Origin of the sequence: Sulfitobacter sp. SK025 (assembly GCF_003352105.1) — a bacterium.
Lineage (GTDB): Bacteria > Pseudomonadota > Alphaproteobacteria > Rhodobacterales > Rhodobacteraceae > Sulfitobacter > Sulfitobacter pontiacus.
In genome coordinates, this window is the sequence record NZ_CP025808.1 from 873374 (window position 1) to 899578 (window position 26205).

Here is a 26205-nt window from a genome sequence, read left to right on the forward strand (position 1 = left end):
AGGTGGGATAGAGGGGGTGTAATACTCAGGAGCGGATCATGGAATTAAAGAACAAGCGTATCATCGTCACTGGTGGCAGTGATGGTATTGGGCGGCATATTTGCCTTAAACTCGCGGCATTAGGGACGCGTCTGGCCATTCTGGGGCGCGATGCTGACCGGCTGGCTGCGGTAGAGGCTGAATGTATCGCCGCTGGAGCCAGCGAAGCGATCGGCATTGCGTGTGATATCCAGAACCCGGATGCGATCAGCGGGGCGGTGGAGCAGGTGACAGCTGCATTTGGCGGGCTGGATATTCTGATCAACAATGCGGGCATCTGGCACAAAACCGGTCCGCTGGATGAGATCCCGCCGCAGCTTTTGCAGGCGACCGTGCAGACCAACCTGACGGGTTTGATGCAGATCACGCAAGCCGCCATTCCGGCGCTGCGGGCGAATGACGAGGCGATCATTCTGAATGTCGTCTCCAAGTCCGGCGTCGTCGCGCAGGCCGGGCAATCTGTCTATACCGCCACGAAATACGGGGTGCGGGGCTTTACCGAGGTGTTGAAAGCGGACGAGGAAAACACGGGCGTGCGCGTGGGCGGAGTTTACCAGTCGGGGACAAACACGGGGATGTTCTCGAAGGCGGGGGAGGATGTGCCCAACCATATCTTTACCGAGCCCGACGATCTGGCGGATGTGGTGGTCTTTGTGCTCTCGCGGCCGCCAAAACTGTGGATCCACGATATCCGCATCGAATTGTGAGTTTGGGGCGCACCTGTCGCGCCGGCTGACAAGACGGGTGCCAGTCCAAACATCGCGTCACGTGAAACATGGGGGGCGGGGGTAAAGCCCCGCCCCGCCCTCAAGGCATCAGGTGGTTTTCTTGTCGTTGACGATGTTCATCGACGCCACGCCGCTTTCGCCGAGGTCGACCGCGGCAAAGGGGCCACCGTGGTGCATCTGGCCGGGGTCTTTCAGATCGACCGGTGGTGCTTCGGCAAGGATCTTCTCGGCGAACTGCTCTGCGTTGTCCTTCGGGCGATAGCCGAGGAAGGACGCTTTGGCATTGTCCACCGGCGCGCGGTCGTTGTTGGACACGCCGTAGACCACGCTGAAGCCGACCGATGGCGTATCGATGGCGCGGGTGACCAACTGGATCAGATCGTCATAGGACAGCCACGATCCCAAGGCGCGGGTGTTGTTGACCTGCGCGCAGCTGAGGATGCGCAGGCACACGGCCTCTAGCCCGCGTTTGTCCCAATACATGGACGCAAGGTCTTCGCTAAAGCATTTGGCGAGGCCATAGAATGTATCGGGCTTGTGGGGCGCGTCGATGCCGATGAAGTCGGATTTCTTGTGCATGCCCACGGCGTGGATGGAGGACGCATAGACGACCCGTTGAAGCCCGTGCTGATAGGCGGCTTCCCACACGTTGTAGGATCCGACGAAATTCGGCCCCAGCAGTTCCTCGAAGGGTTTTTCGTCGACGATGGCGCCGAAGTGGACAACCATATCGGCACTTTCCAGCAATGGCGCGATCTGGTCATAGACGGCGACATCGGCCTTGGCGTAGCTTTCGCCTTCGTAGAGCTTGCCGATGTCATCGACGATGTCGGTGCTGACCAGTTCTTGGCACATTTTGGACAGGGGTTCACGCAGGTAGGACCCAAGCCGCCCTGCGGCCCCCGTCAGAACCAGTTTCTTCATCATGTCGTTTTCCTTCCACTATCGTTTTGCGAGGCCAAGCAAGGCTGCGCGCCCGCACAAAGGGGTGTTGCCTGGCATGGGTATGTCATCGGGGCAGGGGGATCAAATCACCGCCTTTTCAATCAGCGATTGGTTTTCCTCGATCCGGCGGTAGGCGTAGGGGCTTAGGTCCAACGTGCGGTATGCGCCATAGGCGATCCATTCAGCGATGCCACGGCCAAGGGCGGGTGCCTGTTGCAGCCCGTGACCGGAAAACCCGTTCAGGCACAGAAAATTCTCGACCACACTGTGCGGCCCGACAATCGCGTTCTGGTCCAGCGTGTTGTAATCGTAGTGCCCGACCCATTCGTTGATCACCTTGACCTGATCGAACTGCGGGACACGGGTGGCGATGGCGGGCCACACCTTGTCCTCCCAAAGGCTGTGATCAAAGGCAAAATCGTCATAGGCGACCGCAGGATCTTCGCGCGGGGGGCAGCCCGCCATGTAGTATTTCCCTTCGGTCCTGAAATGCACCCGCGACGGGTCGATTGTCAGCGGCAGGTCGCGGTCCAGCGGTTTGGCGGCATCGAACACAAAGGTATAGCGTTTGCGCGGCTCGACCGGGAGGGTGATGCCGGCCATGCCCGCCGTCGCGGCCGCCCGCGGGCCAGAAGCGTTGACCACCGTCCCGCAGGCCACCGTTGCGCCGGATTTCAGCATGACATGGGTGACGGATGTGCCATCGGCGGCTTTGGTCATCGCGGTCACTTCGTCGTGCAGGTATTCCACTCCGTTGCGGCGGGCCATGCGCTTGAACCAGTCAAACATGGTGCCGCCGTCGAAATAGCCTTCATCCACACGGTTGTGGTTGGCGGCAATGATGTCATCAAGCTGATAGAACGGGTAGGCGGCGGCGACTTCGGCGGCGGTCATGTGCTGCGTGCCCGCCCCCAGTGCCACCTGTATCTGCTGGTTCTGTTGCAGCGTCTGCGCAAACTCGGGCGTGTGCGCGAGGTAGAGATAGCCAAAGCTTTGCAACGCCAGATGCGGCACCTCTGGATCATCGCCCATAAACCGGCGGAAGTTCTTGATAAACTCGGCCCCGAACTGCGACACCTTCACGTTGATGGCCGAGCTGAACTGCTGGCGGATGCAACTGTTGGTATGGCTTGTGGCGGCGTATTCATAGGTGGGGTCGCGTTCGACCACCAGAACCTTGCCGTCAAAACCGGCCATCTGGGTCAGCCACCATGCGACCGACGATCCAAAGATCGCGCCACCGATAATGACAACGTCATAGGTGCTGTGATTGGGCTGCGGCATCGCGATACTCCTTCCACATTTGGGCCACATAGGGCCAGACAGAGGGGATGCCGTGCAGCGGTGTACAGCAAGGCAGCCCTGCCACGACTAAACGCGCAACACCGTCCCCCGTCCATAGCTTGTGAACGCGGGGGGGCAATTTCCGCGCCCGCTTGCCGTGCGATAGATTACCCATTGGCCAACGCGATGCGCCTGGGTTACACAAAACCGTCCAATGACAACGCTTTGCTGGACAAATGTAGTGAGTGCCGTAGGTTTCGGTGTAACGCTGGAAACCCGTTCAGGTGGAGAAAAGGCCCGTGCAAATGGACCGACAAGAAATCGAAAACTTGATTGCCCGTGTCGCGTTGAAAGACCGCGCGGCGTTTGACCAGCTCTATGATCGTGTTTCTGCGAAACTTTTCGGGGTTTGTCTGCGTGTGTTGAACAAACGCGCCGCAGCAGAGGACGCCATGCAAGACAGTTTCGTCAAAATCTGGAACAATGCCGATAAGTATAATGCCAATGGCCTGAGCCCGATGACGTGGCTGATCACCATTGCGCGAAATACCTCTATCGACCGTCTGCGGGCCCGCAAAAAAGGCCATCAGGACGTGAATACGCCCGGTTTTGAACTTGTCTCCCCCGGTCCCACGCCCGAACAATACGCCGTTGCCTCGTCAGAGGCGTCGCGCCTGTCGGGCTGTCTTGATACGCTGGAAGAAGACCGTGGCAAAGCCATTCGGGGTGCCTATCTGGATGGCGAGACCTATTCCGATCTGGCTGAACGCTTCGGCGTGCCGCTGAATACGATGCGAACCTGGCTGCGCCGCGGCCTGATCGCCCTGCGGGAGTGTATGAGCCAATGACCCAAACGCCTGAAACACCCCATGATGATGATCTTCTGGCCGCCGAAATGGCGCTGGGCCTGTCGTCTGACGACGATATGATCGCCGCGCGTCATCGCATTGCGACTGAACGTGATTTCGCGGACCGCGTTGTGTTCTGGCAGGAACGCCTGACCGCAATGACCGACGGCATCGACCCGGTCTCGCCGCCCGCGCGCGTGAAGAAAAAGCTGATGGCGCAGGTCTTCCCCAAGCAGCGGGTTTCGATCCTGCAACGTTTGTGGCTCTGGCAGGGGGTGGCGATGGCATCGCTGCTGTTTGCGGGCTACCTTGGCGTGCAACTGCTTGAGATCAACACACGTCCGGGCGATCAACCGACCGTTCTGGCCGCACAGCTGGTCAGCGACACCAGCCCGTTGCAAGTGTTGGCCGTGGTCGAACCGATCAAGCACGAGATCGCGCTGCGCCGCGTTTCGGGCGCCGCGAACGAGGGGCGTGTGCTAGAACTTTGGGCGATCCTGCCCGATCAGGCTCCGGTTTCCTTGGGCGTTCTTCCCGACAGCGAGACGACGCGGATTCTTGTTCCGGCAGAGCTGCGCAGCCAGGCGGCACAGATCACGCTGGCGATTTCGGATGAGCCCGTCGGCGGCTCGCCCACGGGGGCACCTACGGGCGATGTCCTGGCCGCAGGGGCTATGTCTGAACTGTAATCCGGGTTTTATCGGGGTCGCTGACTATTCAAACAAAGACTTCGTCCGCTTTCATGCGGGCGAAGTGGTTGTTTCTTAAGGGTATTTGAGAAAGTTTAATAAAAACTGCGGTTTTTTGCGTTTTCGGTGAAACTTCTCGTTTTCTACTTCCGTGTATTTCCACAACTCAGGCCGACACTGGTTGCAAGCCGATGTCGCTGAGGGACCGTGCCGTGTTTTTGGCGCGGTTTGGTAACGAGTTTGTTGGCGTGGAACCATGCATTCCGCCAACGGGTTTATCCAGTATCGGCACCTCGCGTGCCTTGTAACGAGTACCGCCGGATGTCAGCGCCACGCGCGACGTCCGGCGGCCCTTTCAACAGACATCCAATCTATCCGCAGTACCGCAACCTTAAGGGGGCATTATGAAACGCCGGAATTTCCTGAAATGCACAACGATGACGATGGCGGCCTTGCCGTTTGGCGTAGGCGCGGCGGCGCAGGCCGGAACCGTGGCACAGGGCGACTTTGAAGTCAGCCGTACCCCTGCCGAATGGCGCGCGCAACTGGGCGATGACGCATATGCCGTCCTGCGCGAGGGGGATACCGAACGCGCATTTACCAGCCCGCTGAACGATGAGGTCCGCAAAGGCGTGTTCCATTGCAAGGGTTGTGATCAGGCGCTGTATAGCTCCGAGACCAAGTTCAAAAGCGGCACCGGCTGGCCAAGCTTCTTCGCCCCGCTGGACGATGCTGTCGAAACGATGCCGGACAAGGGGTTCTTTACCACGCGGACCGAGGTGCATTGCGACCGCTGCGGCGGCCATCTGGGCCATGTGTTTGATGATGGACCTGCACCCACGGGCAAACGCCACTGCATCAATGGTTTGGCGATGACCTTTACGCCCGCCGCCGCCTGATGCAGCGGGTTGAAAGAGTTGCGATTTACACGGGCCGCCTGCTTTTGGCGGCCCTTTTCGTCGCGGGATTTGTACAAAAGCTGGTCGACCCTGCAGCGGCACAGGGGTTGCTTTCAGATCGCGGGTTGCCCGTGTTCCTCGTCTGGCCCGCGATGCTGTTCAACGGGATGGCGGCGATCAGCCTGATCTTCGGTCTCTGGCTCGCCCCGATGAGCGCAGCACTCGCGCTTTATTGCATGGCAACGAGCATTTTCCACTTCATACCTGATGACCCGTGGCAGATGTCGATCTTTGTCAAGAACTGGGCGATTGCGGGCGGATTACTGGTACTCGCAGGGCACGCTGCGCGACATCGCGGGGCCTCAGGTGCCGCGGGGTTTGGCCCGTAGCGTCGGATCGGCCTGCGTCGGGTCTTCGGGCCACGGGTGGCGCGGATAGCGGGCGCGCATGTCCTTGCGCACATCGGCATAGGAGCCAGCCCAAAACCCCGGCAGATCGGTGGTCACCTGCACGGGGCGCTGCGCGGGGGACAGCAGCGTGATCTGCAAGGGCTGCCCTGCGATCATGGGGTGACGGGTGGTGCCAAAGACCTCTTGCAGACGCAGAGCGATCTGGGGCTGCGTTTCGCTATAGTCAATCGCGATCTTGCGCCCCAGCGGCGTGGTGAAATGCGCAGGCGCGGCACGATCAAGCGTTTGCTGGTCGTCCCAGCTCAGCCGCGCGGTCAGGGCAGGCAGCAGGTCAAACGCCTTCCAGTCGGCGGTGTTGCGGACGCCTGCCAGATGACCGGGCAACCAATCCTCCAAGGTCTCAAGCAGGTGATCCTCGCTGAAATCGGGGAAACCATCGCCCATCAGCCGTGCCCGCGCCAGAAACAGCGCTGCCGCTTTGCCGGGCATCAGACCCAGCTGCCGCACCCCGTCGAGCATGGCCTGCGCTATGTCTTCGGCGGGGGCGTCGGACCACGCCCTGTCGTCCAGCACTAATGCGCCAAAACGTTCCTGCTGCCGCGCCAGCACGCGGCCCTCGCGGCGGGACCAGACGCAGAGTTTATGCCATCCGATTTGATCCGCGAAGCTGCCCCGCAGATCGCTGTCGGACAGGCGCGTGGCTTGGCGAATGCGTGCTTCTCGCGGGTCGCCGTCAAGATCGGTCGCCACCAGCAAGCGTTCCCCCGCCAGCGGATCGCTCTCGGACAGGATCGCGCCTTTGCCGCCCGACATGACGTATCGCGGCGCGTCGCCCTTGCGCCGCAGCGCCACCCTATCGGGGTAGGCAAGGGCCGCCAGCACCCCCAGCGTATCGGGGCCGTCACCGGTTTGCCCTCTGGCCAGCCGTTTGGCGTCTTGCTTGATGCGTGAAAGGGCCGCGTGGTTGACCTCGGCCGGGACGCGCTTGCCCGCGACCGCATCCAGACGCAGCGCCAGATCGACAGAGCCGCCGCGCAAGGGGTCACGCTCCGACAGGATCGCGGCCAGCGTCGGGGCGCTGCGCCCGCCTTTGGCAACCATATGCGCCAGACGGGGATGCAGCGGCATCTTCGCCAAGGTGCGGCCATGCTCTGTGATCCGACCCGTCGCATCCAGCGCCCCCAGCATGTGCAGTACGGCCTGTGCTTCGGCCAGACGGCCTGCATGAGGCGGAGTCACGAACTTCAGGTCATCGGCCTGCGCCCCCCAGACTGCCAGCTCTAACGCGAAGGCGCATAGATCGCCGGCCTCGATCTCGGCGGGGGGGTAGGCGGCCAGCGCGCCTTCCTCGCCACGGGTCCAGAGTTTGAACGCGGCCCCTTCCGACACACGCCCCGCACGGCCCGCGCGCTGCGTCGCTTCGGCGCGCGTTACGCGGTCGGTGATCAGCCGCGACATGCCAGAGGACGGATCGAACTGCGCCCGACGCGCGCGGCCCCCGTCCACCACGATCTGCACCCCTTCGATGGTCAGCGAGGTTTCCGCGATAGAGGTCGCGAGCACGACCTTGCGGCCCGTTTTGGCCGGGGCAATCGCAGCGCGCTGCGCTTTGAAGTCCATCGCGCCGAACAGCGGGGCGAGCGTGCAATCGGTGGGCAGCCGTCCGGTCAGCGCGCTTTCAACCCGTCGTATCTCGCCTTCGCCGGGCAGGAACACCAGCGCCGATCCGGGGGCGGTATCCAGCGCGTGCAACACCAGATCAGCGACTGCCTGCTCGAACCGTTGCTTGCCTACGGGCCGGTCCAGCCAATGGGGCGTCACCGGAAAGCTGCGCCCTTCGGAGGTGACCACCGGAGCCTGCATCAGGGCAGCGACGGGGCCGGCGTCCAGCGTGGCGGACATGGCGATGATCAACAGGTCATCGCGCAGCGCTTCGGCCACCTCTAGACAAAGCGCGAGGCCCAAATCCGCGTTCAGGGATCTTTCGTGGAATTCGTCAAAGATCACCGCGCCGACACCGGGCAGGTCGGGGTCGTCTTGCAGCATGCGGGTCAGAATGCCCTCGGTCACGACCTCGATACGGGTGGATTTACTGACGGCGCTGGCACCGCGGACGCGAAAGCCCACGGTTTGCCCCGGTTCTTCGCCCAAGGTCGCAGCCATGCGTTCGGCAGCTGCACGCGCGGCAAGGCGGCGCGGTTCCAGCATCAGGATGCGGCCGTTGGTCAGCCCCGCGTCCAGCATCGCCAGCGGCACGCGCGTGGTCTTGCCTGCACCGGGGGGCGCTTGCAGCACAACACGGCCCTGACCGCGCAGCGCGTCGATCACCTGCGGCATCACGTCGTCAATGGGAAGGGTAAAAGCCATACGCGTGGTTATGGGCGAAACCCGGCGCGGGGCCAAGACCCGGCCTGCGGTCTGGACATTTGCGACGCCGGGATCGAAACATGGGCCAAAGGGCGTGAGGGGCAGAACCTATGAACATCGACGATCTGGCAAAGGGTATCGCAGCAGGGGAGCGCCGCGCGCTGGCGCGGGGGATCACCTTGATCGAATCCGGTCGCGAGGATCACCGCGCACAGGCGACAGAGCTGCTTGCCGCGCTGCCCAAGGGGCGCGAGGCGCTGCGGATCGGGTTGTCGGGGACGCCGGGGGTGGGGAAATCCACCTTTATCGAAAGCTTTGGCATGATGCTGATCGGGCGCGGGCTCAAGGTTGCGGTGCTGGCCATTGATCCGTCCTCTTCGCGATCGGGCGGGTCGATCTTGGGGGATAAGACGCGAATGGACCTCTTGTCGCGCGAACGCGATGCTTTTATCCGCCCGTCTCCCAGCCAGACGCATCTGGGCGGTGTGGCCCGCCGCACCCGCGAGGCGGTGACCCTGTGCGAGGCCGCAGGTTTTGACGTGGTGCTGATCGAAACGGTCGGCGTCGGCCAGTCAGAAACGGTGGTGGCAGAGATGTCCGATGTTTTCATGCTGTTGCTGGCGCCTGCGGGCGGGGACGAGCTGCAAGGCGTCAAGCGCGGCATTATGGAGATGGCGGATATCATCGTGATCAACAAAGCCGATGGGGATCTGAAGCCCGCCGCGTCGCGGACCTGTGCCGATTACGCCGGTGCCCTGCGGTTGCTGCGCAAACGGCCGCAAGACCCCAAGGGGTTTCCCAAGGCGATGATGGTCTCAGCGCTGGAGGAAAACGGGCTGGACGAGGCATGGGCCGAGGTAGAGGCGCTGACCGAATGGCGCCGCGCCGAAGGGTTCTGGCAACATGCCCGTGCCGCACAAGCCCGCTATTGGTTTGAACAGGCGGTAAAGCAGGCGTTGCTTGCGCAACTGGAAAAGCCCAAGGCCAAGGCCGCGTTGACCGAGCTGAGCGATCGTGTGGCACAGGGGCTGGCGGACCCCACCAAAGCCGCGCAGGATTTCGTCACCCAGCTGGACCGTTAACTGCCGCCGTTAGTTGCCGCCGCCCGCCTTGGGGTGGGCGCGGTTATAGACATCCATCAGACGCGCGGTATCGACAGCCGTATAGGCCTGCGTGGTCGAGAGCGAGGCATGGCCCAAAAGCTCTTGGATCGCACGCAGATCGCCCCCCGCATCCAGTAGATGCGTGGCAAAGCTGTGGCGCAGCGCGTGGGGTGTGGCGCTGGCAGGCAGGCCAAGCTGCATGCGTGCATCCGCCATCACCTGCGATATTGCCCGCGCCGCCAAAGGCCCACCGCGCACTGCGCGAAACAGCGGCGCATCCCGTTCCTTCCCAAAGGGGCAGACGCGCAGATAGGCCTCCACGGCATCGCGCGCCGCAGGGAGCACGGGCACCACCCGTTCCTTACCGCCCTTACCGATGATACGCAGCACCTCGGGCAGGGGCGCGTCGGCCCCCTTGAGGCCAAGCGCTTCGGATATCCGCAGCCCGCACCCCCACAGCAGGGTCAGGACCGCCACATCCCGCGCGGCCACCCAGGCATGACGCGACTGCATTTCCACGCTGTCGATCATCGCCTGAGCGGCATCAATCGCCAAGGGGCGGGGCAGCTTTTTGGGAAACTTCGGCGATCTGGTCGACAGCACGGCGGTAGGCTCGAACCCCTCGCGCTCTGCCAGCCAGCGATAGAACGCCTTGACCGCCGACAGCTTGCGCGCCATCGACCGTGGCCCGACATCCCCGCTGCGGGTCTGCGCCATCCAGGCGCGCATGTCCGAGATGGTGATCTTTGACAACGCGCCCAAGCCTTGGCTGTCGCCCTTGTGCAGCGTCATGAACGCAAGGAAATCGACCAGATCCCCCTGATAGGCGGTGATCGTGTTCTCGGCAGCCCCTTTCAGGGCGCGTTGATGGTCCAGCCAGCTTTGCAGGGCGTCCCGCGCGGCGGGGCTGATCAAAAGCGCGTTTGCCCCGCTCAAGACAGCCAGCGGCGCATCGTCCGCTCGAACACGCCAGCGAAGAAGCCCAGCAGATCGGTGCCCTGTTGCGGGCTGAACATATGCGGGTCTTCGGAGCCAAGGATCAGCAGGCCCGGCAAACGGCCCGCGCCAAAGTTCAGTTTCAGGCAGGCTTCCGACCGGATCCAATCCGCCGCGCCGCCGTAGATATGTTCTGGGCTGTGCTGCACACCGCGCAGGGTCACCTGACGCACCGTGCCGCCGCGCCCGTGCGACAGGTAGTCGTCAATAAACCCCGGCTCGGCGACGTTCAGCACATCGCCCAAGCGCTTGATCGCGGGATCATCGTCATTCTCGGCAGATTCCAGCACCAGCCGCACGGCGTCGACCCGCAGGATATCGGCAACCTCGCCCCCGAGATCCTTGAGGAAGGGTTCGAAGTCTACAGGGTCAAGCATGCGCAGGATCGCGCGGTGGATCTGGTTGGTCCCCGCAAGGTTTTCATAAGCCGCGGCGATCACGTTACGGTGCGTGTCCTCAAGTCGATCCAGACGGGTTTCCAGCCGGTCCATGGCGATGCCGCGCAGATCGACAATATTGCCCCCCATCGCGCGTTCATTCGCGGCGATCAGGGCCTGCATCACGTCGTTGTCGTCAAGGATGACGTCGGGCTGTGAAATAATCGCTTCCCGAAGGGAATCTTCGATCTTGTGGTTACTGCTCATGCGGGTCTCTTTTTATATTTGGCACTGACATAGCATGCGCGTCAGGCTAAATCTGCTTTTTTCTTTTGGCGTCTGGCTGGTTTTTCGGCGTCAAACCGCCCGCTCGCCGCGCATGGACGGGGCTGCTGCGGTTTTCTGCGAGGGCATGGGCCAGCGACGGGCACATGCAGATCGTGGTGGGCACGCGCAGCCTGTGACGCGCGTGCCCCTTTGTCGTCGCCTTAAGGCGGGATCAGAGGATGTTCTGACCTGTCTTTGCCCAATCGGCCATAAAGGTCTCGAGCCCCTTGTCGGTCAGCGGGTGCGCGGCCAGCTTCTTGATCACTTCTGGTGGGGCGGTCATGACATCGGCACCGATACGCGCGGCATCCAGCACGTGGTTCACGGTACGGATCGACGCGGCGAGGATTTCAGTCTCGAACCCGTAGTTGTCATAGATCGTGCGGATGTCCTGGATCAGGTCCATACCGTCAAGGTTGATGTCATCCAGACGCCCGATGAATGGCGAGATGAAGGTGGCACCGGCCTTAGCCGCGATCAATGCCTGGTTCGCCGAGAAGCAGAGCGTGACGTTGACCATCTTGCCCTCGTCCGACAGCACTTTACAGGCTTTGAGACCGTCCCATGTCAGGGGCAGCTTCACGGTGATGTTTTCCGCGATCTCGGCCAGTTTGCGGCCTTCGGCGATCATGTCGTCCGCTTTGGTCGCGACAACTTCGGCAGAGACAGGGCCGTCGACCAGATCACAGATCTCTTTCGTGACTTCCAGAATGTTGCGGCCAGATTTCAGGATCAGCGACGGGTTTGTTGTTACCCCGTCTACCATGCCCAGATCGTTCAGCTCGGCGATGGCATCGATTTCGGCGGTATCTACGAAGAATTTCATGTTACGTCCTTCAGGTTGGAATAGGCAGCAGGAATGGCTATGTCTGTCGCCTAGGGCTTTAGCGCATCATCCGCCAAGCTGGAACCCTAATTCCCGTAACCCCGTTCCGGAGCGATTGGTGAAGCCGCCAGAATTTTTTCATGCAAATGAGCTGGTGGCCGTGATGACCACCCAGCCGCTGGGCCGTGCGCTGGATTACAAAGCGCCCGAAGGCGGCTGCCATATGGGTGCCTTCGTCGAGGTGCCCTTGGGCCCGCGCAAGGTGATCGGTGTTGTCTGGGGCGCTGGGCAGGGGGACTATGAGCCGTCCAAGATACGGTCGGTGATCCGCGTGCTCGATGCGGCCCCCATGCGCGAGGAACTGCGCAGTTTTCTGACCCGTGCCGCCGCCTATACGCTGACGCCGATGCCCGCAATGCTGCGGCTGGCGACGCGTGCGCCGGGGTTGGGCGACCCGCCGTCGATGCGCAAGATTTACCGGCGCGGGGAGGGGGAGCCTGACCGGATGACCGACGCGCGCCGTCGCGTGTTGGACACTCTGGCGGAGTATGGCGACCTTTCGTTCACGCTCAAGGAACTGGCCGAGATGTCGGGGGTGACGGCGTCGGTGATCAAGGGGTTGGTGACCCAGGGCGCAGTGCTGGAACAGGACAGCCCGCGCGATCTGCCGTTCATGCGCATGGACCCGAGTTTGCCCAGCAAAGAGCTGACGGAGGATCAGGCCTCGGCCTCGGCGCTGCTGGCGGCGGGGGTGGCCTCGGGCACATATGGCACGACCTTGCTGCGCGGCGTGACCGGATCGGGCAAGACCGAAGTCTATCTGGAGGCCGTGGCCGCTGCGCTGAAATCCGGCAGGCAGGCTTTGGTGCTGCTGCCGGAAATCGCGCTGACCGAACAGTTCTTGCACCGTGTGCAGGCGCGGTTTGGCGCGAAGCCTGCGGAATGGCATTCGGGTGCCACCATGACAGAGCGGCGTCGCATCTGGAAAATGGTTGGGCAGGGACAGGCTCAGGTGGTGATCGGTGCGCGGTCGGCGCTGTTTCTGCCGTTCCAGAACCTTGGTCTGATCGTCGTCGACGAGGAACATGACACCTCCTACAAGCAGGAAGAAGGCGTGCTGTATAACGCTCGTGATATGGCCGTGCTGCGGGCGTCGATCTGCGGGGCTCAGGTGGTTCTGGCCTCTGCCACACCGTCGTTGGAAAGCTGGGCCAACGCCGAGGCGGGAAAATATACGCGGGTCGAGCTGACCTCGCGCTTTGGGCCGGCGGTGATGCCGACGATGGGCGCGATCGACATGCGCAGCGAAGGCCTGCCGAGCGATAAATGGGTGTCGCCCACGTTGAAGGTCGAGGTCGACAAGCGGCTGGAACGGGGCGAACAGGCGATGCTGTTCATCAACCGCCGCGGCTATGCGCCGGTGACCCTGTGCCGCGCCTGCGGGCATCAGATCGGCTGCGATCACTGCGATGCGCGGATGGTCGAACACCGCTACCTCAAACGGCTGGTCTGCCACCAATGCGGCGAAAGCAAGCCCATGCCCGAGGTCTGCCCGTCGTGCGAGGTCGAAGGCAAGCTGGCTGCCGTGGGTCCAGGGGTGGAACGTCTGGGCGAAGAAGCCGCCGCCCTTTGGCCCGAGGCGCGGGTCGCGACGCTAAGCTCGGACATGTACGGTTCGGCCCGCGCGCTCAAGGCCGAGATCGCAGGGATCGCTGACGGGGCGGCGGATATCATCATCGGCACGCAGCTGGTCGCCAAAGGACACAACTTTCCCAACCTCACGCTAGTGGGGGTCATCGACGCGGATCTGGGGCTGATGGGATCGGACCTGCGCGCGGCAGAGCGAACCTATCAGCTGATGCGGCAGGTGGCGGGGCGCGCCGGACGGGCAGAGGCTCCGGGCACCGCGCTGTTGCAGACCTTTCAGCCGGATCACCCGGTGATCCGCGCCATTCTGGCAGGGGATGAGGAGGGGTTCTGGAAAGCCGAAGCCGGAGAGCGCCGCCACGCCGGCGTGCCGCCCTATGGCCGAATGGCGGGCATCATCCTGAGCGGCCCCGATGTGGCCGCGCTGTTTGATGCGGGCAACCAGCTGGCGCGACAGGATGCGCCCCTGCGGGCCGTCGGCGCGCAGGTCTATGGGCCCGCGCCCGCGCCAATCGCACGGGTGCGCGGACGCCATCGGGTACGGCTGCTGGTCAAGGCCGAAAAGGCCGCCCCCTTGCAAGAGGCATTGGCGAAATGGGTCGCACAGCTGCGGTTGAAGAATGATGTGCGCATCGCCGTCGATATCGACCCGCAAAGTTTTTATTAGCGGTGCGAAGTGCTTGCCCCTGCGGGGCAAAGGCCTTCGGCGAGGATTTTAGGCCATTTGGAAGCTGCGGTTGCGCGGAGCATGCGCGTGAGGCGGGTGATTTGATCTCGTCAAGGGGCGGGAACGGGGGTAAGGAATTGCCCATGACCCAATATGTGACCCTTGAAGATGCCAAGCATCAACCGTTCTGGCGCCGCCCTGTGGCGCTGCTGTTCCTGATGGCGCTGGCGATGCCCATTGCCTTCAACACATGGTCGGCGCTGCTGAATAACTTTGTGATCGAGGTCGCAGGGTTCGACGGATCGGACATCGGGTTGCTGCATACGGTGCGCGAGATACCGGGCTTTCTGGCGGTCGGCGTGATCGCGATTATCCTGTTCGTGCGCGAACAGGTGCTAGGTTTGGTGTCGCTGGTGCTGCTGGGGGTGGCGACGGCGCTGACCGCGTGGTTCCCGTCGATGGGCGGTATCCTGACGATCACCATGCTCAGCTCTATCGGGTTTCACTATTACGAGACGGTGAACCAGTCGCTGCAGCTGCAGTGGCTCAAGATCGAGGACGCGCCCCGCATGATTGGCTGGCTGATGGCGGCGGGGTCGGCGGCGACGCTGGTCGCCTATCTGGCGATCATGGCGCTGTGGGATACCTTGTCGCTGTCCTATAACATCGTCTATCTGATTGGCGGCGGGGTGACGGCGGTGATCGCGCTGGTGGCGTTGCTGGCCTATCCGCAGTTCGAGGCCCCGACACCGCAGGTCAAGAAGATGGTGCTGCGCAAGCGGTACTGGTTGTATTATGCGCTGCAATTCATGTCAGGCGCGCGGCGACAGATCTTTGTCGTTTTTGCGGGCTTCATGATGGTCGAACGCTTTGGCTTTGATGTGCATGAAATCACCCTGCTCTATCTGATCAACCTGATCGCCAATATGGTCTTTGCCCCGCTGATGGGCCGTGCAGTCGGCTTCTTTGGAGAGCGCCGCACGTTGAGCTTTGAATACATCGGGCTGATCATCGTGTTTCTGGCCTATGGCGGCGTCTATTATCTGGGCTGGGGCGTAGGGGTGGCCGCGACGCTTTATGTGCTGGATCACATGTTCTTTGCGCTGGCGCTCGCGCTCAAGACCTATTTTCAGAAGATCGCCGACCCTGCCGACATTGCGCCGACGGCGGCGGTGGCCTTTACCATCAACCATATCGCAGCGGTGTTCCTGCCTGTGGGGCTGGGGCTGCTGTGGCTGATCTCGCCCGCGGCGGTCTTTTTCCTTGCGGCGGGGATGGCGCTGGTGTCGCTGTTGCTGTCACTGATGATCCCGCGCCATCCCGTGCCGGGCCACGAGACGATCTTTTCCAATCCGCTGCCGGCCCCGGCCGAGTAGCACCCCCTGACATAGCCGGACGTCGCGCGGCGATATCGGCGATCCTGACGGAGTTTCCCATGCCAACATTCACAGCTTTGACGACCCTTGAAGGACGCAAGCCCGCCTATGCTTTGGGCGAGGCGATGGAGCGGCTGGTGCCCGAACCCACCGGTGTCGGCGTTTTCGAGATGGAAGACGGCTCGGGCCTGTGGGAAGTCGGCGGCTATTTCGAGGAAAGCCCGGATGAGACGGCGCTGGCGGTGCTGGCGGCCTCGATGGGGGCGAAAGAATTTGTCGTGTCAGAGCTGCCGGAAACCGACTGGGTCGCCCATGTGCGCCGCGAACTGTCGCCGGTCGAGGCGGGGCGGTTCTTTGTTTACGGCAGCCATGACGCGGACAAGGTGCCCGAAGACTGTGAGCCGCTGTTGATCGAGGCGGCAATGGCCTTTGGCACCGGGCACCACGGCACCACCTTGGGCTGCTTGCGCGCACTGGACCGTTTGGCGAACGGCGGCATGGTCGGGCAGAACGTGGCAGACATCGGCTGCGGTACAGCGGTGCTGGCGATGGCGGCGGCGCGCATCTGGCCGAACCCCGTGTTGGCCAGCGACATCGACGAGGTTGCCGTCGACGTGGCCCGCGCCAACGCGGCCGCGAATAATCTGGCCGACCGTTTGATCTGCGTCGAGGCAGCGGGGTTTGACCATCCCGAACTGGCATCGCGCGCGCCCTTCGATCTGGTATTCGCCAACATCCTGAAAGGGCCGTTGGTCGCACTTGCCCCCGATATGGCCGAGGCGCTGGCCCCCGAGGGCTATGCGATTCTATCTGGCATTTTAAACGAACAGGCGGATGACGTGATCGAGGTTTATGCGCAATCCGGCATCAATCTTGTCAACCGAGAGGTGATTGGTGACTGGACCACGTTGACGGTCCAGAAAATGCCATAATCTTTGTCGCTTTTCGCCATGAACAAGGTCGAAATGCAGAGAATTTGACACATTCTTGCTTTATTATGATCTTGCGAGAGGTGGGGGCCTTTAGCGACTAGAGGCTGCCATGGTTGATGCTCGTCAACAATTTGGGACACGCGTAAAGAGTTTAGAGAGTAAGAACGTCAAGCTCGCCCGGGGCTATTACACCACCATCCGTGCCGACGGGCTGGTTGTCGCGCGGCCGGCGCGGCGCGGCCTGCGGGTGCCGACCAAATTACTGGTCGCGTTGGTGGTCCTGTTCGTCTGCTTCAAAGGGTTCGTTCTGGCGGCGATCGGCCCCACGGCCTATGACAGCAGGCTGGACAGTTTGGCGCAGGGCACCGTTATCGAACAGGCGGGGGCTTGGGTTTTGCAGGTCGATCCGGTGACGCAAACGCTTGCCCGTAAGCTGGGGCCGATCTTTCGCGGATAGGGACGCTGCGGGACGGTGGCCTGCACCGTCGTATTTCACTGTCGTAGAATAAATGAAGCCACGCAGATCATTCAGATGTGCGTGGCTTGTGCTTTGGGTTGGCAGCCCCTTGGGCGCTATGAAACATCGACCCTTAGCGGATGAAGTGGTTCATTGCGACGCGTTCGATGTCGCCACGGACCAGACCGATATCGTCGAGTTCACGGTCGGACAGCGCGGACAGGGCGTTGCGTGTGACACGTGCGTCGTTCCATTTGATGATGCTGCCGACAACGTCGCCAAGATGCGCGAAAAAGCGGTTAACAGCTGCGGCGGTGCCGTAGGTGGTTGGGGTATTATAGTAAACAGCCATTGGAGCCATCCTTGAATAAAGAAAAGCCGGATAATCCGGCGGTGCGCTGTGCAATTAGGCAGAATGAAAACACTTCACAACACACACCGGCGCATGTGTGTTCTGCGTTTGCTGCATAGCAGCATTTGGCGGTTTAGCGCCTATTCATAAGGGGTTTGCCGCCATTGACGCCGGGGTCGTTTTCAATGGCTTGAGCGTCGCAGCCCGCCCCGAAACCCACCTTCTAGGTTGAATTGTGACTTTTGTGTGGCGCGGTGCAAAAACCTTGGTGGATGTTCGCGTTTCGTGCTACTGCCTTGGAAAAAGAAAATTCTTGAGGATAATGGGCATATGATACGGGTAATCGGCATTGATCCGGGCTTGCGCAATATGGGCTGGGGCGTCATCGACGTGGCCGGCAGCCGGATCACGCATGTGGCGAACGGCATTTGTCAGTCCGAGGGGGCCGATCTTGCCACGCGTCTTTTGTCGCTCCATGCGCAGTTGACGCGCATCATGGTGACCTATCGACCCGATGCCGCGGCGGTGGAGCAGACGTTTGTGAACAAGGATGGTGCCGGGACGCTCAAGCTGGGGCAGGCGCGGGGGATCGCGATGCTGGTGCCTGCGCAGGCGGGGCTGGCGGTGGGTGAATATGCGCCCAATACGGTCAAGAAAACGGTCGTTGGCGTCGGCCACGCGGATAAGGGGCAGGTGCTTCATATGGTACGCATGCAGTTGCCGGGGGCAGAGATTGCCGGCCCCGATGCCGCGGATGCTTTGGCGATCGCGATCTGTCACGCGCATCACGGGGGGGCGTCGACCTTGGCGCAGGCCGTTGCAAGGGCAAGCGCATGATTGGCAAGATCACAGGACGTATTGATTATCGCGCGCCGGACCATCTGCTGATTGACGTGCGTGGTGTTGGTTATCTGGTCTATTGCTCTGACCGGACGATGGCCGCGCTGCCCGGCGTGGGCGAGGTGGTGGCGCTTTTCACCGATCTGGTGGTGCGCGAAGACCTGATGCAGCTTTTCGGCTTTCAGACATTGGCGGAGAAGGAATGGCACCGGCTGCTGACCTCTGTTCAGGGGGTGGGGGCCAAGGCATCGCTGGCCATTCTGGGCGCGCTTGGGCCAGATGGTGTCAGCCGCGCCATCGCGCTTGGCGACTGGAACGCGGTCAAAGTGGCCAAGGGCGTCGGCCCCAAGATCGCGCAGCGCGTGGTGCTGGACCTCAAGGATAAGGCTCCGGGGGTGATGGCGATGACCGGTTCGCTGGCCGAGGCGCATGGCGAGGTCGAGGCAGCAGCAGAGGTGATCGAAACCGCTGCCCCCAAACGCCGCCCCGTGGCTCCGCCGAACCAGTCCGCGCAGGCAGAGGCGCTGTCGGCGCTTGGCAACCTCGGCTATGGTCCGGGCGATGCGGCAGGGGCCGTGGCGCAAGCCGCCGGAGAGATGCCCGAGGCCGAGACGCCGCAGTTGATCCGCGCAGCGTTGAAACTGCTTGCCCCCAAAGGATAGGATGCGCATAGCCGCGTGGCCGTCCGTATGAACCTTGCTTGGATATTTGATGATCGACAGTGACCCAACTTTGCGGCCGGACCCGCAGCCCGGTGATATAGACCGCGCCCTGCGCCCGCAGATGCTGGACGAATTCGTCGGTCAGGCCGAGGCGCGGGCCAACCTCAAGGTGTTCATCCAATCCGCCAAGCAGCGGGGCGAGGCGATGGACCACACGCTGTTCCATGGCCCGCCCGGATTGGGGAAGACCACGCTGGCGCAGATCATGGCACGCGAGCTGGGGGTCGGGTTCCGCATGACCTCTGGCCCTGTGCTGGCCAAGGCGGGCGATCTGGCGGCGATCCTGACCAACCTCGAAGCCCGAGATGTGTTGTTTATCGATGAAATCCACCGTCTGAACCCAGCCGTGGAAGAGGTTCTGTATCCCGCGTTAGAGGACTTTGAACTGGATCTGGTGATCGGCGAAGGCCCCGCCGCGCGCACCGTGCGGATCGAGTTGCAGCCCTTTACGCTGGTCGGGGCGACGACGCGCATGGGGCTGCTGACCACGCCGCTGCGCGACCGTTTCGGCATTCCGACGCGCTTGCAGTTCTATACCGAGGATGAGTTGTTCATCATCGTCGATCGCAATGCCCGCAAACTGGGGGCCCCCGCCGATGAGGGGGGCGCACGCGAGATCGCCAAGCGCGCCCGTGGCACCCCGCGTATCGCGGGCCGTCTGCTCCGGCGCGTTGTGGATTTCGCCGTGGTCGAAGGCGACGGCCGCGTGACCCGCGCGCTGGCGGATATGGCGCTGACCCGTCTTGGTGTCGACAAGCTGGGGCTGGACGGGGCCGACCGCCGCTATCTGCGTCTGATCGCCGAGAATTATCAGGGCGGACCGGTCGGGATCGAAACCATGTCGGCGGCGCTGTCTGAATCCCGTGATGCGCTGGAAGAGGTGATCGAGCCCTACCTGCTGCAGCAAGGGCTGATCCAGCGCACGCCGCGGGGACGGATGCTGGCGCAGAAAGCCTGGACGCATCTGGGGATGGCACCGCCCAAACCCCAAAGCGATTTGTTTGGCTGAGGGCGGGGAAGCCTTCGGCGAGGATTTAAGACCATTTGGAAGTTGAGATGACACCACAAGAGATCGAAGCGCTGTTTACCCGAAGCGACGACAGCTATGCCTTTGCCCGTTGGGGCCGCCCGTTGGCTCCTGTCGTCTTTGGCGTGGATGATGCGACGCTGACCGTGGTCAAAAGCGCGATCGAGGCGGTCTGTCAGTTGGCGGGGCACAGCATGTCAGAGACCGACCCCGAGCTTGGCAGCAATCTGATGATGTTCTTTTTCAAGGATTGGGCAGAGCTGTTGGAGGTGCCCGATCTGGACCGTCTGGTGCCTGATCTTGGCACGTTGGTGGAAAAGCTGGATGTGGCGGGGGCCAATCAGTATCGTCTGTTCCGCTTTGACGAGACAGGTGCCATCAAGGCATGTTTCGTCTTCCTGCGCATGGACGAGCAGCTGAGCGCGATGCCTGCGCAAGCTCTGGCACTGGGGCAGATCGTGCAGTCGTTCTTGCTGTGGTCTGATACTGCGTTCCGCGAGGTGTCGCCACTAGCACTGCACGAGGGGGCGACGATCCTGAAGCCTGAGGTGGCGGCACTGTTGCGTGCCGCCTATGACCCCGTGATGCCCGTGGTAGCGCAAGACCCGTCTCATGCACTGCGTTTGTTCGCGCGGGTGGGGGCGGCGCAATGACCCACCATCTGCCGATCCGCGTGTACTATGAAGACACCGATATGGCGGGGATCGTCTATTACGCGAATTACCTGCGCTATATTGAACGGGCGCGCAGTGACTGGGTGCGCGAGATGGGAATTGACCAGCTGGCCATGAAGGCCGAGGGCGTGGTTTTTGCCGTGCGGCGGGTAGAGGCGGATTACATCCAGCCTGCGGTATTCGACGATATGCTTGATGTAGAGACATGGGCCACGTCGATCACGCCGGCCCGCATGGTGATGCAGCAAGAGGTCAAACGCGGCGATACGGTTCTGTTTCGAGCGGTGGTCACGATTGTTTGTATCGCGGCTTCAGGCAAACCCTGCCGATTGCCAGCGAAACTTCGCTCAATCCCCGTCTAGCAGGCGGATTGGCCCCATAATCCTAGCAATAGATATTGCACTCGGCTAAGCTTGTGCCAAATAGCGCCTTGGAAAACAGGGCCGTTGAGGCAGATGAAGCCCCTTTTGGGCGCAACAAAAAGAGCAGAACCGATGGAAGCAGAAACGCTGGCGGCGGCAAGCGAGATTGATTTCTCGCTCTTGGGTCTATTTCTCCGCGCAACGATTACCGTAAAACTCGTGATGATCATGCTGATCGTCGCGTCCTTCTGGTCGTGGTCGATCATCATTCAGAAGATGATCCAGTACCGCCATGCCAAAGCCGAGGCAGAGCGGTTTGACCAGGCATTCTGGTCGGGCGAGCCATTGGACGGGTTGTATGACACAATCGGGCCGGATCCGGATGGGGCCGCAGAAAAGATTTTCGCCGCCGGTATGACGGAATGGCGCCGGTCGCATCGCGAGGATGGCGGGCTGATCCCCGGTGCCACCGCGCGGATCGACCGCAGCATGGATGTGGCGATTGCCAAAGAGGCAGAGCGTCTGCAAAAGGGCTTGCCCGTGCTGGCGACCACAGGGTCCACCGCGCCATTTATCGGTCTGTTCGGGACCGTGTTCGGGATCATGAACTCTTTCATCGAGATCGCGGCCCAGCAAAACACCAGCCTCGTCGTCGTTGCCCCCGGTATTGCCGAAGCGCTTTTGGCCACGGGCATCGGCCTTCTGGCGGCTATTCCCGCGGTTATCTTCTATAACAAGCTGAGCGCGGACTCAGACCGTATTCTGGGCGGCTACGAAGCCTTTGCTGATGAATTCGCCACCATCCTCAGCCGTCAGCTGGATAGCTGAGCCATGGCAGGTGGGGTGATGAAAAAGCAGGGCGGGGGTGGCCGTGGCCGCCGTCGCGGCCGTGCGCAGCCGATGGCAGAGATCAACATCACGCCCTTCGTTGACGTGATGCTGGTGCTCTTGATCATCTTTATGGTCGCGGCACCTTTGCTGACCGTTGGCGTGCCGGTCGAGCTGCCCAAAACAGCGGCCACCGCCCTGCCGTCCGAGCAGGAGGAGCCGTTGACCGTGACCGTTCTGGCGGACGGGTCCGTGCAGATCCAGAAGACAGAGACCGGGCGTGACGATCTGGTTGCCAAGCTGCGTGCCATTTCGGCAGAGCGTGCGAGCGACCGCGTGTTCCTGCGTGCGGATGGGGCTGTGCCCTATGCCTCGATCATGGAAGTCATGGGGGCGCTGAACGCAGGTGGCTTTAGCAACATTGGTCTGGTGACTGAAACCGGTGGGCCGAAGTTGGACGGCACAGGCGCGTCAGGCGGGTAACCATGCACAAGGGGCATTACATCTCTGGCGCGGGTCACTTGGGGCTCATCGGCTGGCTATTGCTGGGAAATATCTTTAGCTCGCACAGCGACCCTGTAGAGATGCAGGAGGTGTCGGTCATTTCGGCCGCGCAATATGACGAGATGGTCGCCGCGGCGCAATCCGCGCAGGCGGAGGCCGCAGCGCAGCCCGAGCCTGCCCCTGAACCGGAACCTGCGCCCGAACCAGAACCGACCCCTGAGCCTGCGCCGGAGCCCGAGCCCGCCCCGGAGCCGGAGCCTGTGCCAGAGCCTGAACCCATCGCACCGCCCCCCTCGGAGGACGTGAGCGATCAGGCCCCCGAGCTGCCCGAGCCGCCAGCCGATGTCGCCGTTCTGACGCCAGAGGAAGCACCCGTCGCGGTGCCGCGCCCTGTAGAGCGTGTGGCCCCCGAACCCGTAGAAGCCCCGGATCCCGAGGCGCGCACCGATGATGTGCTGCGCGAGGCCGCGACACCGGATGCGCCGGCAGACAAGGTCGTGGAAGAGGCACAGGAAGCCACCGCCCCCGAAGAGGCGACGACGCAGATTGTGACCGAAGCAACGGAAGCGCCCAAAGCGTCGCCGACCCAATCCGCACGCCCTCCGGCCCGCCGCCCCACACCTCCTGCGCCGCAGGTGGCAGAGGCACCCGCCGAGACGCCGAAACCCGAAACGCCGAAACCCGCCACACCGAAGCCGGAAACACCCAAGCCAGAGGCCCCCAAGCCGACGCCCGAACCGACAACGGACAAGGACGCCGTGGCAGCCGCCCTCGCCGAAGCCATGGGAGAGACCGACGCGCCTGCAACGCCGGCGGCACCCTCTGGCCCGCCATTGTCGGCTGGCGAGAAAGAATCGCTGCGCGTGGCGGTATCGTCGTGCTGGAACGTGGGGTCCCTTTCCTCCGAGGCATTGCGCACTACTGTAGTGGTGAGTGTCGCAATGAACCAAGATGGCACGCCACAGACCAATTCGATCAAGATGACCAGCAGTTCGGGCGGATCACAGGGGGCTGCCAATCAGGCGTTCGAGGCCGCACGGCGGGCAATTATCCGCTGCGGCGCGCGCGGGTATCAGCTTCCTGTAGAAAAATTCGGTCAATGGCAGAATATTGAGATGACCTTTAATCCTGAAAGGATGCGCATCAAATGATTGTACGAATTCTGAGCCTCTGTCTCGCGCTTATCGGCGGTGTTGCCTCGGTCGCGCAGGCGCAGGATGGACCATTGCGGATCGAGATTACCGAAGGTGTGATTGAACCTTTGCCCTTTGCCGTGCCCAGCTTTCAGCCCGAAAGCGGGGACGCGGGGCAGATGGCCGTTGATCTGGCGCGGGTCGTGTCCGAAGATCTTGTCGGCTCTGGTCTGTTCCGTGAAGTACCGGCAAGCGCCTATATCTCGACCGTAAGCGATTTTAACGCGCCGATCCAATATGCTGACTGGAAGGCGATCAACGCGCAGGCGCTGATCACCGGTGCCGTCAGTGTCTCGGGCAATACGTTGAACGTGAAGTTCCGCCTGTATGACGTGTTTTCGGGCGCTGAACTGGGGTCGGGCTTGCAGTTTTCGGGCACGGTCGATGGCTGGCGTCGCATGGCGCATAAGGTGGCGGATGCCGTCTATTCGCGTATCACGGGCGAAGGGGGCTATTTCGACAGCCGCGTCGTCTATGTCTCCGAGACGGGGCCCAAGGATGACCGCGCGAAACGGCTGGCTGTGATGGATTATGATGGGGCCAATGTGCGCTATCTGACCGACAGCTCGTCCATCGTGCTGGCACCGCGGTTCTCGCCCTCGGGGGATCGTATTCTCTACACCAGCTACGAAAGCGGCTTCCCGCGGATCTATGTGCTCGACATCGGGTCGGTGCAGCGTCGCGTGCTGGAAAGCGCCGAAGGCACCATGAGCTTTGCACCGCGGTTCTCTCCGTCCGGCAATACGGTTGTCTATTCGCTGACCCAAGGTGGGAACACGGATATCTACACGATGGATATCAACACCGGCCAGTCGACACGGCTGACCAATACGCCTGCGATCGAAACCGCGCCCAGCTATTCGCCGGACGGCAGCCGGATCGTTTTCGAAAGCGACCGTTCGGGATCGCAGCAGCTCTATATCATGCCAGCGACCGGCGGCGAGGCGACACGGATCTCGTTTGGCGAAGGGCGCTATGGCACGCCGGTCTGGTCGCCGCGCGGCGATCTGGTGGCCTTTACCAAGCAGAACAAGGGCCGGTTCCACATCGGCGTGATGCGGCTGGACGGGTCGGAAGAACGTCTGCTGACCGCGTCGTTCCTGGATGAAGGCCCCACATGGGCCCCCAACGGCCGCGTCATCATGTTCGCGCGGGAAACCCAAGGGGCAGGCGGGGCGTCGTCGCTTTATTCCGTCGATATCTCGGGCCGGAACCTCAAGCCTGTGCGCACCCAAGAGGGCGGATCGGATCCGTCTTGGTCGCCGCTTCAGAAGTAAACAACAGCCATAATGCCTTGGTGTTTCCCAATACCAAGGCACTATGGTAACACCGTCACAACAGACACATTAAAATGCTATCGTCAAAAAGGCACAGTCCATGAACCGCATTCTCACCGCAACTCTATTGATCGCAGCCCTGGCCGTATCGGCTTGTACCAACCCTGACCGCTTTGGCGCGGACGGCATGAATAACGGTGCCGCGAATGGCGCAGGCCTGAACGGGGGCATTATCCCCGGCAGCGCGAACGACCCGGCTTCTACGGCATATTTCCAGCAAGCCGTTGGGGATCGCGTGCTGTTCCTGGTGGACCAATCCAACCTGACCCCCGAAGGTCAAGCGACGCTGGACGGTCAGGCAGCCTGGTTGAACACCAACACCGATTACCAAGCTGTGATCGAAGGTCACGCGGACGAGCAGGGCACACGGGAATACAACCTTGCGCTTGGCGCACGCCGCGCCAATGCCGCGCGCGAATATTTGATCTCGCGCGGGATCGCCGCCAGCCGTCTTCGCGTTGTAAGCTATGGCAAGGAACGCCCGATCGAAGTCTGTTCGAGCGAGGCATGCTATGCCAAGAACCGTCGGGCCGTGACCGTACTTGCGGGCGGTCTGACCAGCTAAGTCGTCTACGATAGGTTAGGATTTTAATATGCGGTTTGCTTTGATTGTAGCGCTTGGACTGGCCTTCGGGCCGGTCGCAGCGCAGGCGCAGGATGCGCAGACTTTGGCGGATGTGCGTCAGGAACTGACGGTGCTGAACGTCGAGGTGCAAAAGCTGCGCCGGGAACTGTCCACCACGGGCGGCGCGAGCGTTGCCGTGACCGGTGGGTCGGTGCTTGAGCGTGTCAATGCAATGGAAAGCGAACTGCAGCGCCTGACCTCTAAAACCGAAGAGCTGGAAAACCGGATCAACCGCGTGGTCACCGACGGGACCAACCGGATCGGTGATCTGGAATTCCGGCTCGTGGAGCTTGAAGGCGGCGATGTGGGCAGCCTCGGCCAGACCTCTACCCTTGGCGGGGGCGAGATGCCCGCGACCATGGCACCCGCCACGCCCGTGCCCGCACCAGCGGACCCGTTGGCCAATACCTCTACCCCCACCAATACCGCAGAGCTTGCGGTGGGTGAAAAAACAGACTTCGAGCGGGCGAAGGCGGCGCTCGCTGACGGTGACTTTCGCAGCGCCGCAGACCAGTTTGCGACCTTCAATCAGACCTACCCGGGCGGACCGCTAGGCCCCGAAGCCGACCTGCGGCGCGGCGATGCGCTGGACGGTCTCGGGGACACCCGCGAAGCGGCACGCGCCTATCTGGCAAGCTTTAGCGCCGATCCCGCGGGGCCTGTCGCGGCAGAAGCACTGTACCAGCTTGGCAGCTCTTTGGGGGCCTTGGGCCAAACCCAAGAAGCCTGCGTGACCTTGGGCGAAGTCGCATCGCGCTTCCCCACAAGCCCCTTCGTTGCGCAAGCCCAATCCGAACGCAGCGTGCTTGCCTGCCAGTGATCCG

At 62.2% G+C, this 26205-nt stretch carries 28 protein-coding genes; 21 read left to right on the top strand and 7 right to left on the bottom strand.

The features are described 5' to 3' along the window. Positions 1–38: 38 nt before the first annotated feature. Positions 39–746 (top strand): SDR family oxidoreductase, encoded by a 708-nt coding sequence (locus C1J04_RS04170; protein WP_009826093.1) that lies wholly within the window; start codon positions 39–41, stop codon positions 744–746. A 108-nt stretch (positions 747–854) separates the two neighbouring features. On the opposite strand, the gene C1J04_RS04175 is transcribed toward C1J04_RS04170, so the two are convergent. Both C1J04_RS04175 and C1J04_RS04180 read right to left on the bottom strand, forming a co-directional pair. After that, complete coding sequence (locus C1J04_RS04175) at positions 855–1691, bottom strand: NAD-dependent epimerase/dehydratase family protein (RefSeq protein WP_174226620.1); 837 nt, start codon at positions 1689–1691, stop codon at positions 855–857. A gap of 102 nt (positions 1692–1793) precedes the next feature. Then, positions 1794–2996: an NAD(P)/FAD-dependent oxidoreductase gene (locus C1J04_RS04180; protein ID WP_114865249.1), complete on the bottom strand. Its 1203-nt coding sequence runs from the start codon at positions 2994–2996 to the stop codon at positions 1794–1796. Between the two features lie 305 nt (positions 2997–3301). On the opposite strand from C1J04_RS04180, the gene C1J04_RS04185 reads away from it, so the two are divergent. From C1J04_RS04185 to C1J04_RS04200, 4 genes are all read left to right on the top strand, one after another. Then, positions 3302–3844, top strand: a complete 543-nt coding sequence (locus tag C1J04_RS04185) for a sigma-70 family RNA polymerase sigma factor (RefSeq protein ID WP_005851609.1) — start codon at positions 3302–3304, stop codon at positions 3842–3844. Beyond that, positions 3841–4533, top strand: a complete 693-nt coding sequence (locus C1J04_RS04190; protein ID WP_009826096.1) for an anti-sigma factor — start codon at positions 3841–3843, stop codon at positions 4531–4533. The genes C1J04_RS04185 and C1J04_RS04190 overlap by 4 nt, the downstream gene beginning before the upstream one ends. Before the next feature lie 404 nt (positions 4534–4937). After that, the gene (msrB, locus tag C1J04_RS04195) at positions 4938–5432 is read left to right on the top strand and encodes a peptide-methionine (R)-S-oxide reductase MsrB (protein WP_005851613.1); all 495 of its coding nucleotides are present in this window, start codon (positions 4938–4940) and stop codon (positions 5430–5432) included. Then, entirely contained in the window at positions 5432–5821 is a 390-nt protein-coding gene (locus C1J04_RS04200; protein ID WP_009826097.1) for a DoxX family protein, read from the top strand. The genes msrB and C1J04_RS04200 overlap by 1 nt, the downstream gene beginning before the upstream one ends. On the opposite strand, the gene hrpB is transcribed toward C1J04_RS04200, so the two are convergent. Then, entirely contained in the window at positions 5795–8209 is a 2415-nt protein-coding gene (gene hrpB, locus C1J04_RS04205; protein WP_009826098.1) for an ATP-dependent helicase HrpB, read from the bottom strand. The genes C1J04_RS04200 and hrpB overlap by 27 nt on opposite strands. 110 nt (positions 8210–8319) lie before the next feature. Here hrpB and meaB point away from each other — a divergent pair, with 110 nt between their 5' ends. Then, a complete protein-coding gene (gene meaB, locus C1J04_RS04210) occupies positions 8320–9291 on the top strand; it encodes a methylmalonyl Co-A mutase-associated GTPase MeaB (protein WP_005851619.1) in 972 nt (323 codons plus the stop codon). A 9-nt stretch (positions 9292–9300) separates the two neighbouring features. Here meaB and C1J04_RS04215 read toward each other — a convergent pair whose 3' ends face one another. The 3 genes from C1J04_RS04215 to fsa form a co-directional block, all read right to left on the bottom strand. Next, positions 9301–10248, bottom strand: coding sequence for a tyrosine recombinase XerC (locus tag C1J04_RS04215; RefSeq protein WP_009826099.1), 948 nt, complete (start codon positions 10246–10248; stop codon positions 9301–9303). Then, positions 10245–10952 carry a DUF484 family protein gene (locus C1J04_RS04220; RefSeq protein WP_005851624.1) on the bottom strand — a complete coding sequence of 236 codons (708 nt, stop codon included), beginning with the start codon at positions 10950–10952 and terminating at the stop codon, positions 10245–10247. The genes C1J04_RS04215 and C1J04_RS04220 overlap by 4 nt, the downstream gene beginning before the upstream one ends. A gap of 232 nt (positions 10953–11184) precedes the next feature. Then, positions 11185–11838: a fructose-6-phosphate aldolase gene (gene fsa, locus C1J04_RS04225; protein WP_009826101.1), complete on the bottom strand. Its 654-nt coding sequence runs from the start codon at positions 11836–11838 to the stop codon at positions 11185–11187. A gap of 163 nt (positions 11839–12001) precedes the next feature. On the opposite strand from fsa, the gene C1J04_RS04230 reads away from it, so the two are divergent. From C1J04_RS04230 to C1J04_RS04245, 4 genes are all read left to right on the top strand, one after another. Then, positions 12002–14152: a primosomal protein N' gene (locus C1J04_RS04230; protein WP_050766235.1), complete on the top strand. Its 2151-nt coding sequence runs from the start codon at positions 12002–12004 to the stop codon at positions 14150–14152. Between the two features lie 143 nt (positions 14153–14295). Then, positions 14296–15528, top strand: coding sequence for an MFS transporter (locus C1J04_RS04235; RefSeq protein WP_009826103.1), 1233 nt, complete (start codon positions 14296–14298; stop codon positions 15526–15528). Between the two features lie 59 nt (positions 15529–15587). Beyond that, entirely contained in the window at positions 15588–16460 is an 873-nt protein-coding gene (locus C1J04_RS04240) for a 50S ribosomal protein L11 methyltransferase (RefSeq protein ID WP_009826104.1), read from the top strand. Positions 16461–16569: 109 nt separating this feature from the next. Next, a complete protein-coding gene (locus C1J04_RS04245; RefSeq protein ID WP_009826105.1) occupies positions 16570–16917 on the top strand; it encodes a hypothetical protein in 348 nt (115 codons plus the stop codon). Positions 16918–17050: 133 nt separating this feature from the next. On the opposite strand, the gene C1J04_RS04250 is transcribed toward C1J04_RS04245, so the two are convergent. Continuing rightward, the gene (locus C1J04_RS04250) at positions 17051–17269 is read right to left on the bottom strand and encodes a DUF1127 domain-containing protein (RefSeq protein ID WP_005851636.1); all 219 of its coding nucleotides are present in this window, start codon (positions 17267–17269) and stop codon (positions 17051–17053) included. Between the two features lie 330 nt (positions 17270–17599). Between C1J04_RS04250 and ruvC the strand changes: the two genes are divergently transcribed. The 11 genes from ruvC (at position 17600) to ybgF (ending at position 26201) form a co-directional block, all read left to right on the top strand. Further along, positions 17600–18106, top strand: coding sequence for a crossover junction endodeoxyribonuclease RuvC (ruvC, locus tag C1J04_RS04255; protein ID WP_009826106.1), 507 nt, complete (start codon positions 17600–17602; stop codon positions 18104–18106). Further along, positions 18103–18771 (top strand): Holliday junction branch migration protein RuvA, encoded by a 669-nt coding sequence (ruvA, locus tag C1J04_RS04260; protein ID WP_009826107.1) that lies wholly within the window; start codon positions 18103–18105, stop codon positions 18769–18771. Before ruvC ends, ruvA begins: the two co-directional genes overlap by 4 nt. Positions 18772–18820: 49 nt before the next feature. Further along, positions 18821–19840 carry a Holliday junction branch migration DNA helicase RuvB gene (gene ruvB, locus C1J04_RS04265; protein WP_009826108.1) on the top strand — a complete coding sequence of 340 codons (1020 nt, stop codon included), beginning with the start codon at positions 18821–18823 and terminating at the stop codon, positions 19838–19840. Positions 19841–19887: 47 nt separating this feature from the next. Then, positions 19888–20511: a hypothetical protein gene (locus C1J04_RS04270; protein ID WP_009826109.1), complete on the top strand. Its 624-nt coding sequence runs from the start codon at positions 19888–19890 to the stop codon at positions 20509–20511. Further along, complete coding sequence (gene ybgC / locus C1J04_RS04275; RefSeq protein WP_005851645.1) at positions 20508–20894, top strand: tol-pal system-associated acyl-CoA thioesterase; 387 nt, start codon at positions 20508–20510, stop codon at positions 20892–20894. The genes C1J04_RS04270 and ybgC overlap by 4 nt, the downstream gene beginning before the upstream one ends. Before the next feature lie 132 nt (positions 20895–21026). Beyond that, entirely contained in the window at positions 21027–21722 is a 696-nt protein-coding gene (gene tolQ / locus C1J04_RS04280; RefSeq protein ID WP_005851646.1) for a protein TolQ, read from the top strand. Between the two features lie 3 nt (positions 21723–21725). Continuing rightward, the gene (tolR, locus tag C1J04_RS04285) at positions 21726–22205 is read left to right on the top strand and encodes a protein TolR (RefSeq protein WP_005851648.1); all 480 of its coding nucleotides are present in this window, start codon (positions 21726–21728) and stop codon (positions 22203–22205) included. Between the two features lie 2 nt (positions 22206–22207). Beyond that, on the top strand, positions 22208–23377 hold the full coding sequence (locus C1J04_RS04295) for a hypothetical protein (protein ID WP_009826110.1): 1170 nt from the start codon (positions 22208–22210) through the stop codon (positions 23375–23377). Continuing rightward, positions 23374–24696, top strand: coding sequence for a Tol-Pal system beta propeller repeat protein TolB (tolB, locus tag C1J04_RS04300; protein WP_005851653.1), 1323 nt, complete (start codon positions 23374–23376; stop codon positions 24694–24696). Before C1J04_RS04295 ends, tolB begins: the two co-directional genes overlap by 4 nt. Before the next feature lie 100 nt (positions 24697–24796). Continuing rightward, positions 24797–25321, top strand: a complete 525-nt coding sequence (pal, locus tag C1J04_RS04305) for a peptidoglycan-associated lipoprotein Pal (protein WP_005851654.1) — start codon at positions 24797–24799, stop codon at positions 25319–25321. A 28-nt stretch (positions 25322–25349) separates the two neighbouring features. After that, entirely contained in the window at positions 25350–26201 is an 852-nt protein-coding gene (ybgF, locus tag C1J04_RS04310) for a tol-pal system protein YbgF (RefSeq protein ID WP_005851655.1), read from the top strand. Positions 26202–26205 lie beyond the last annotated feature (4 nt).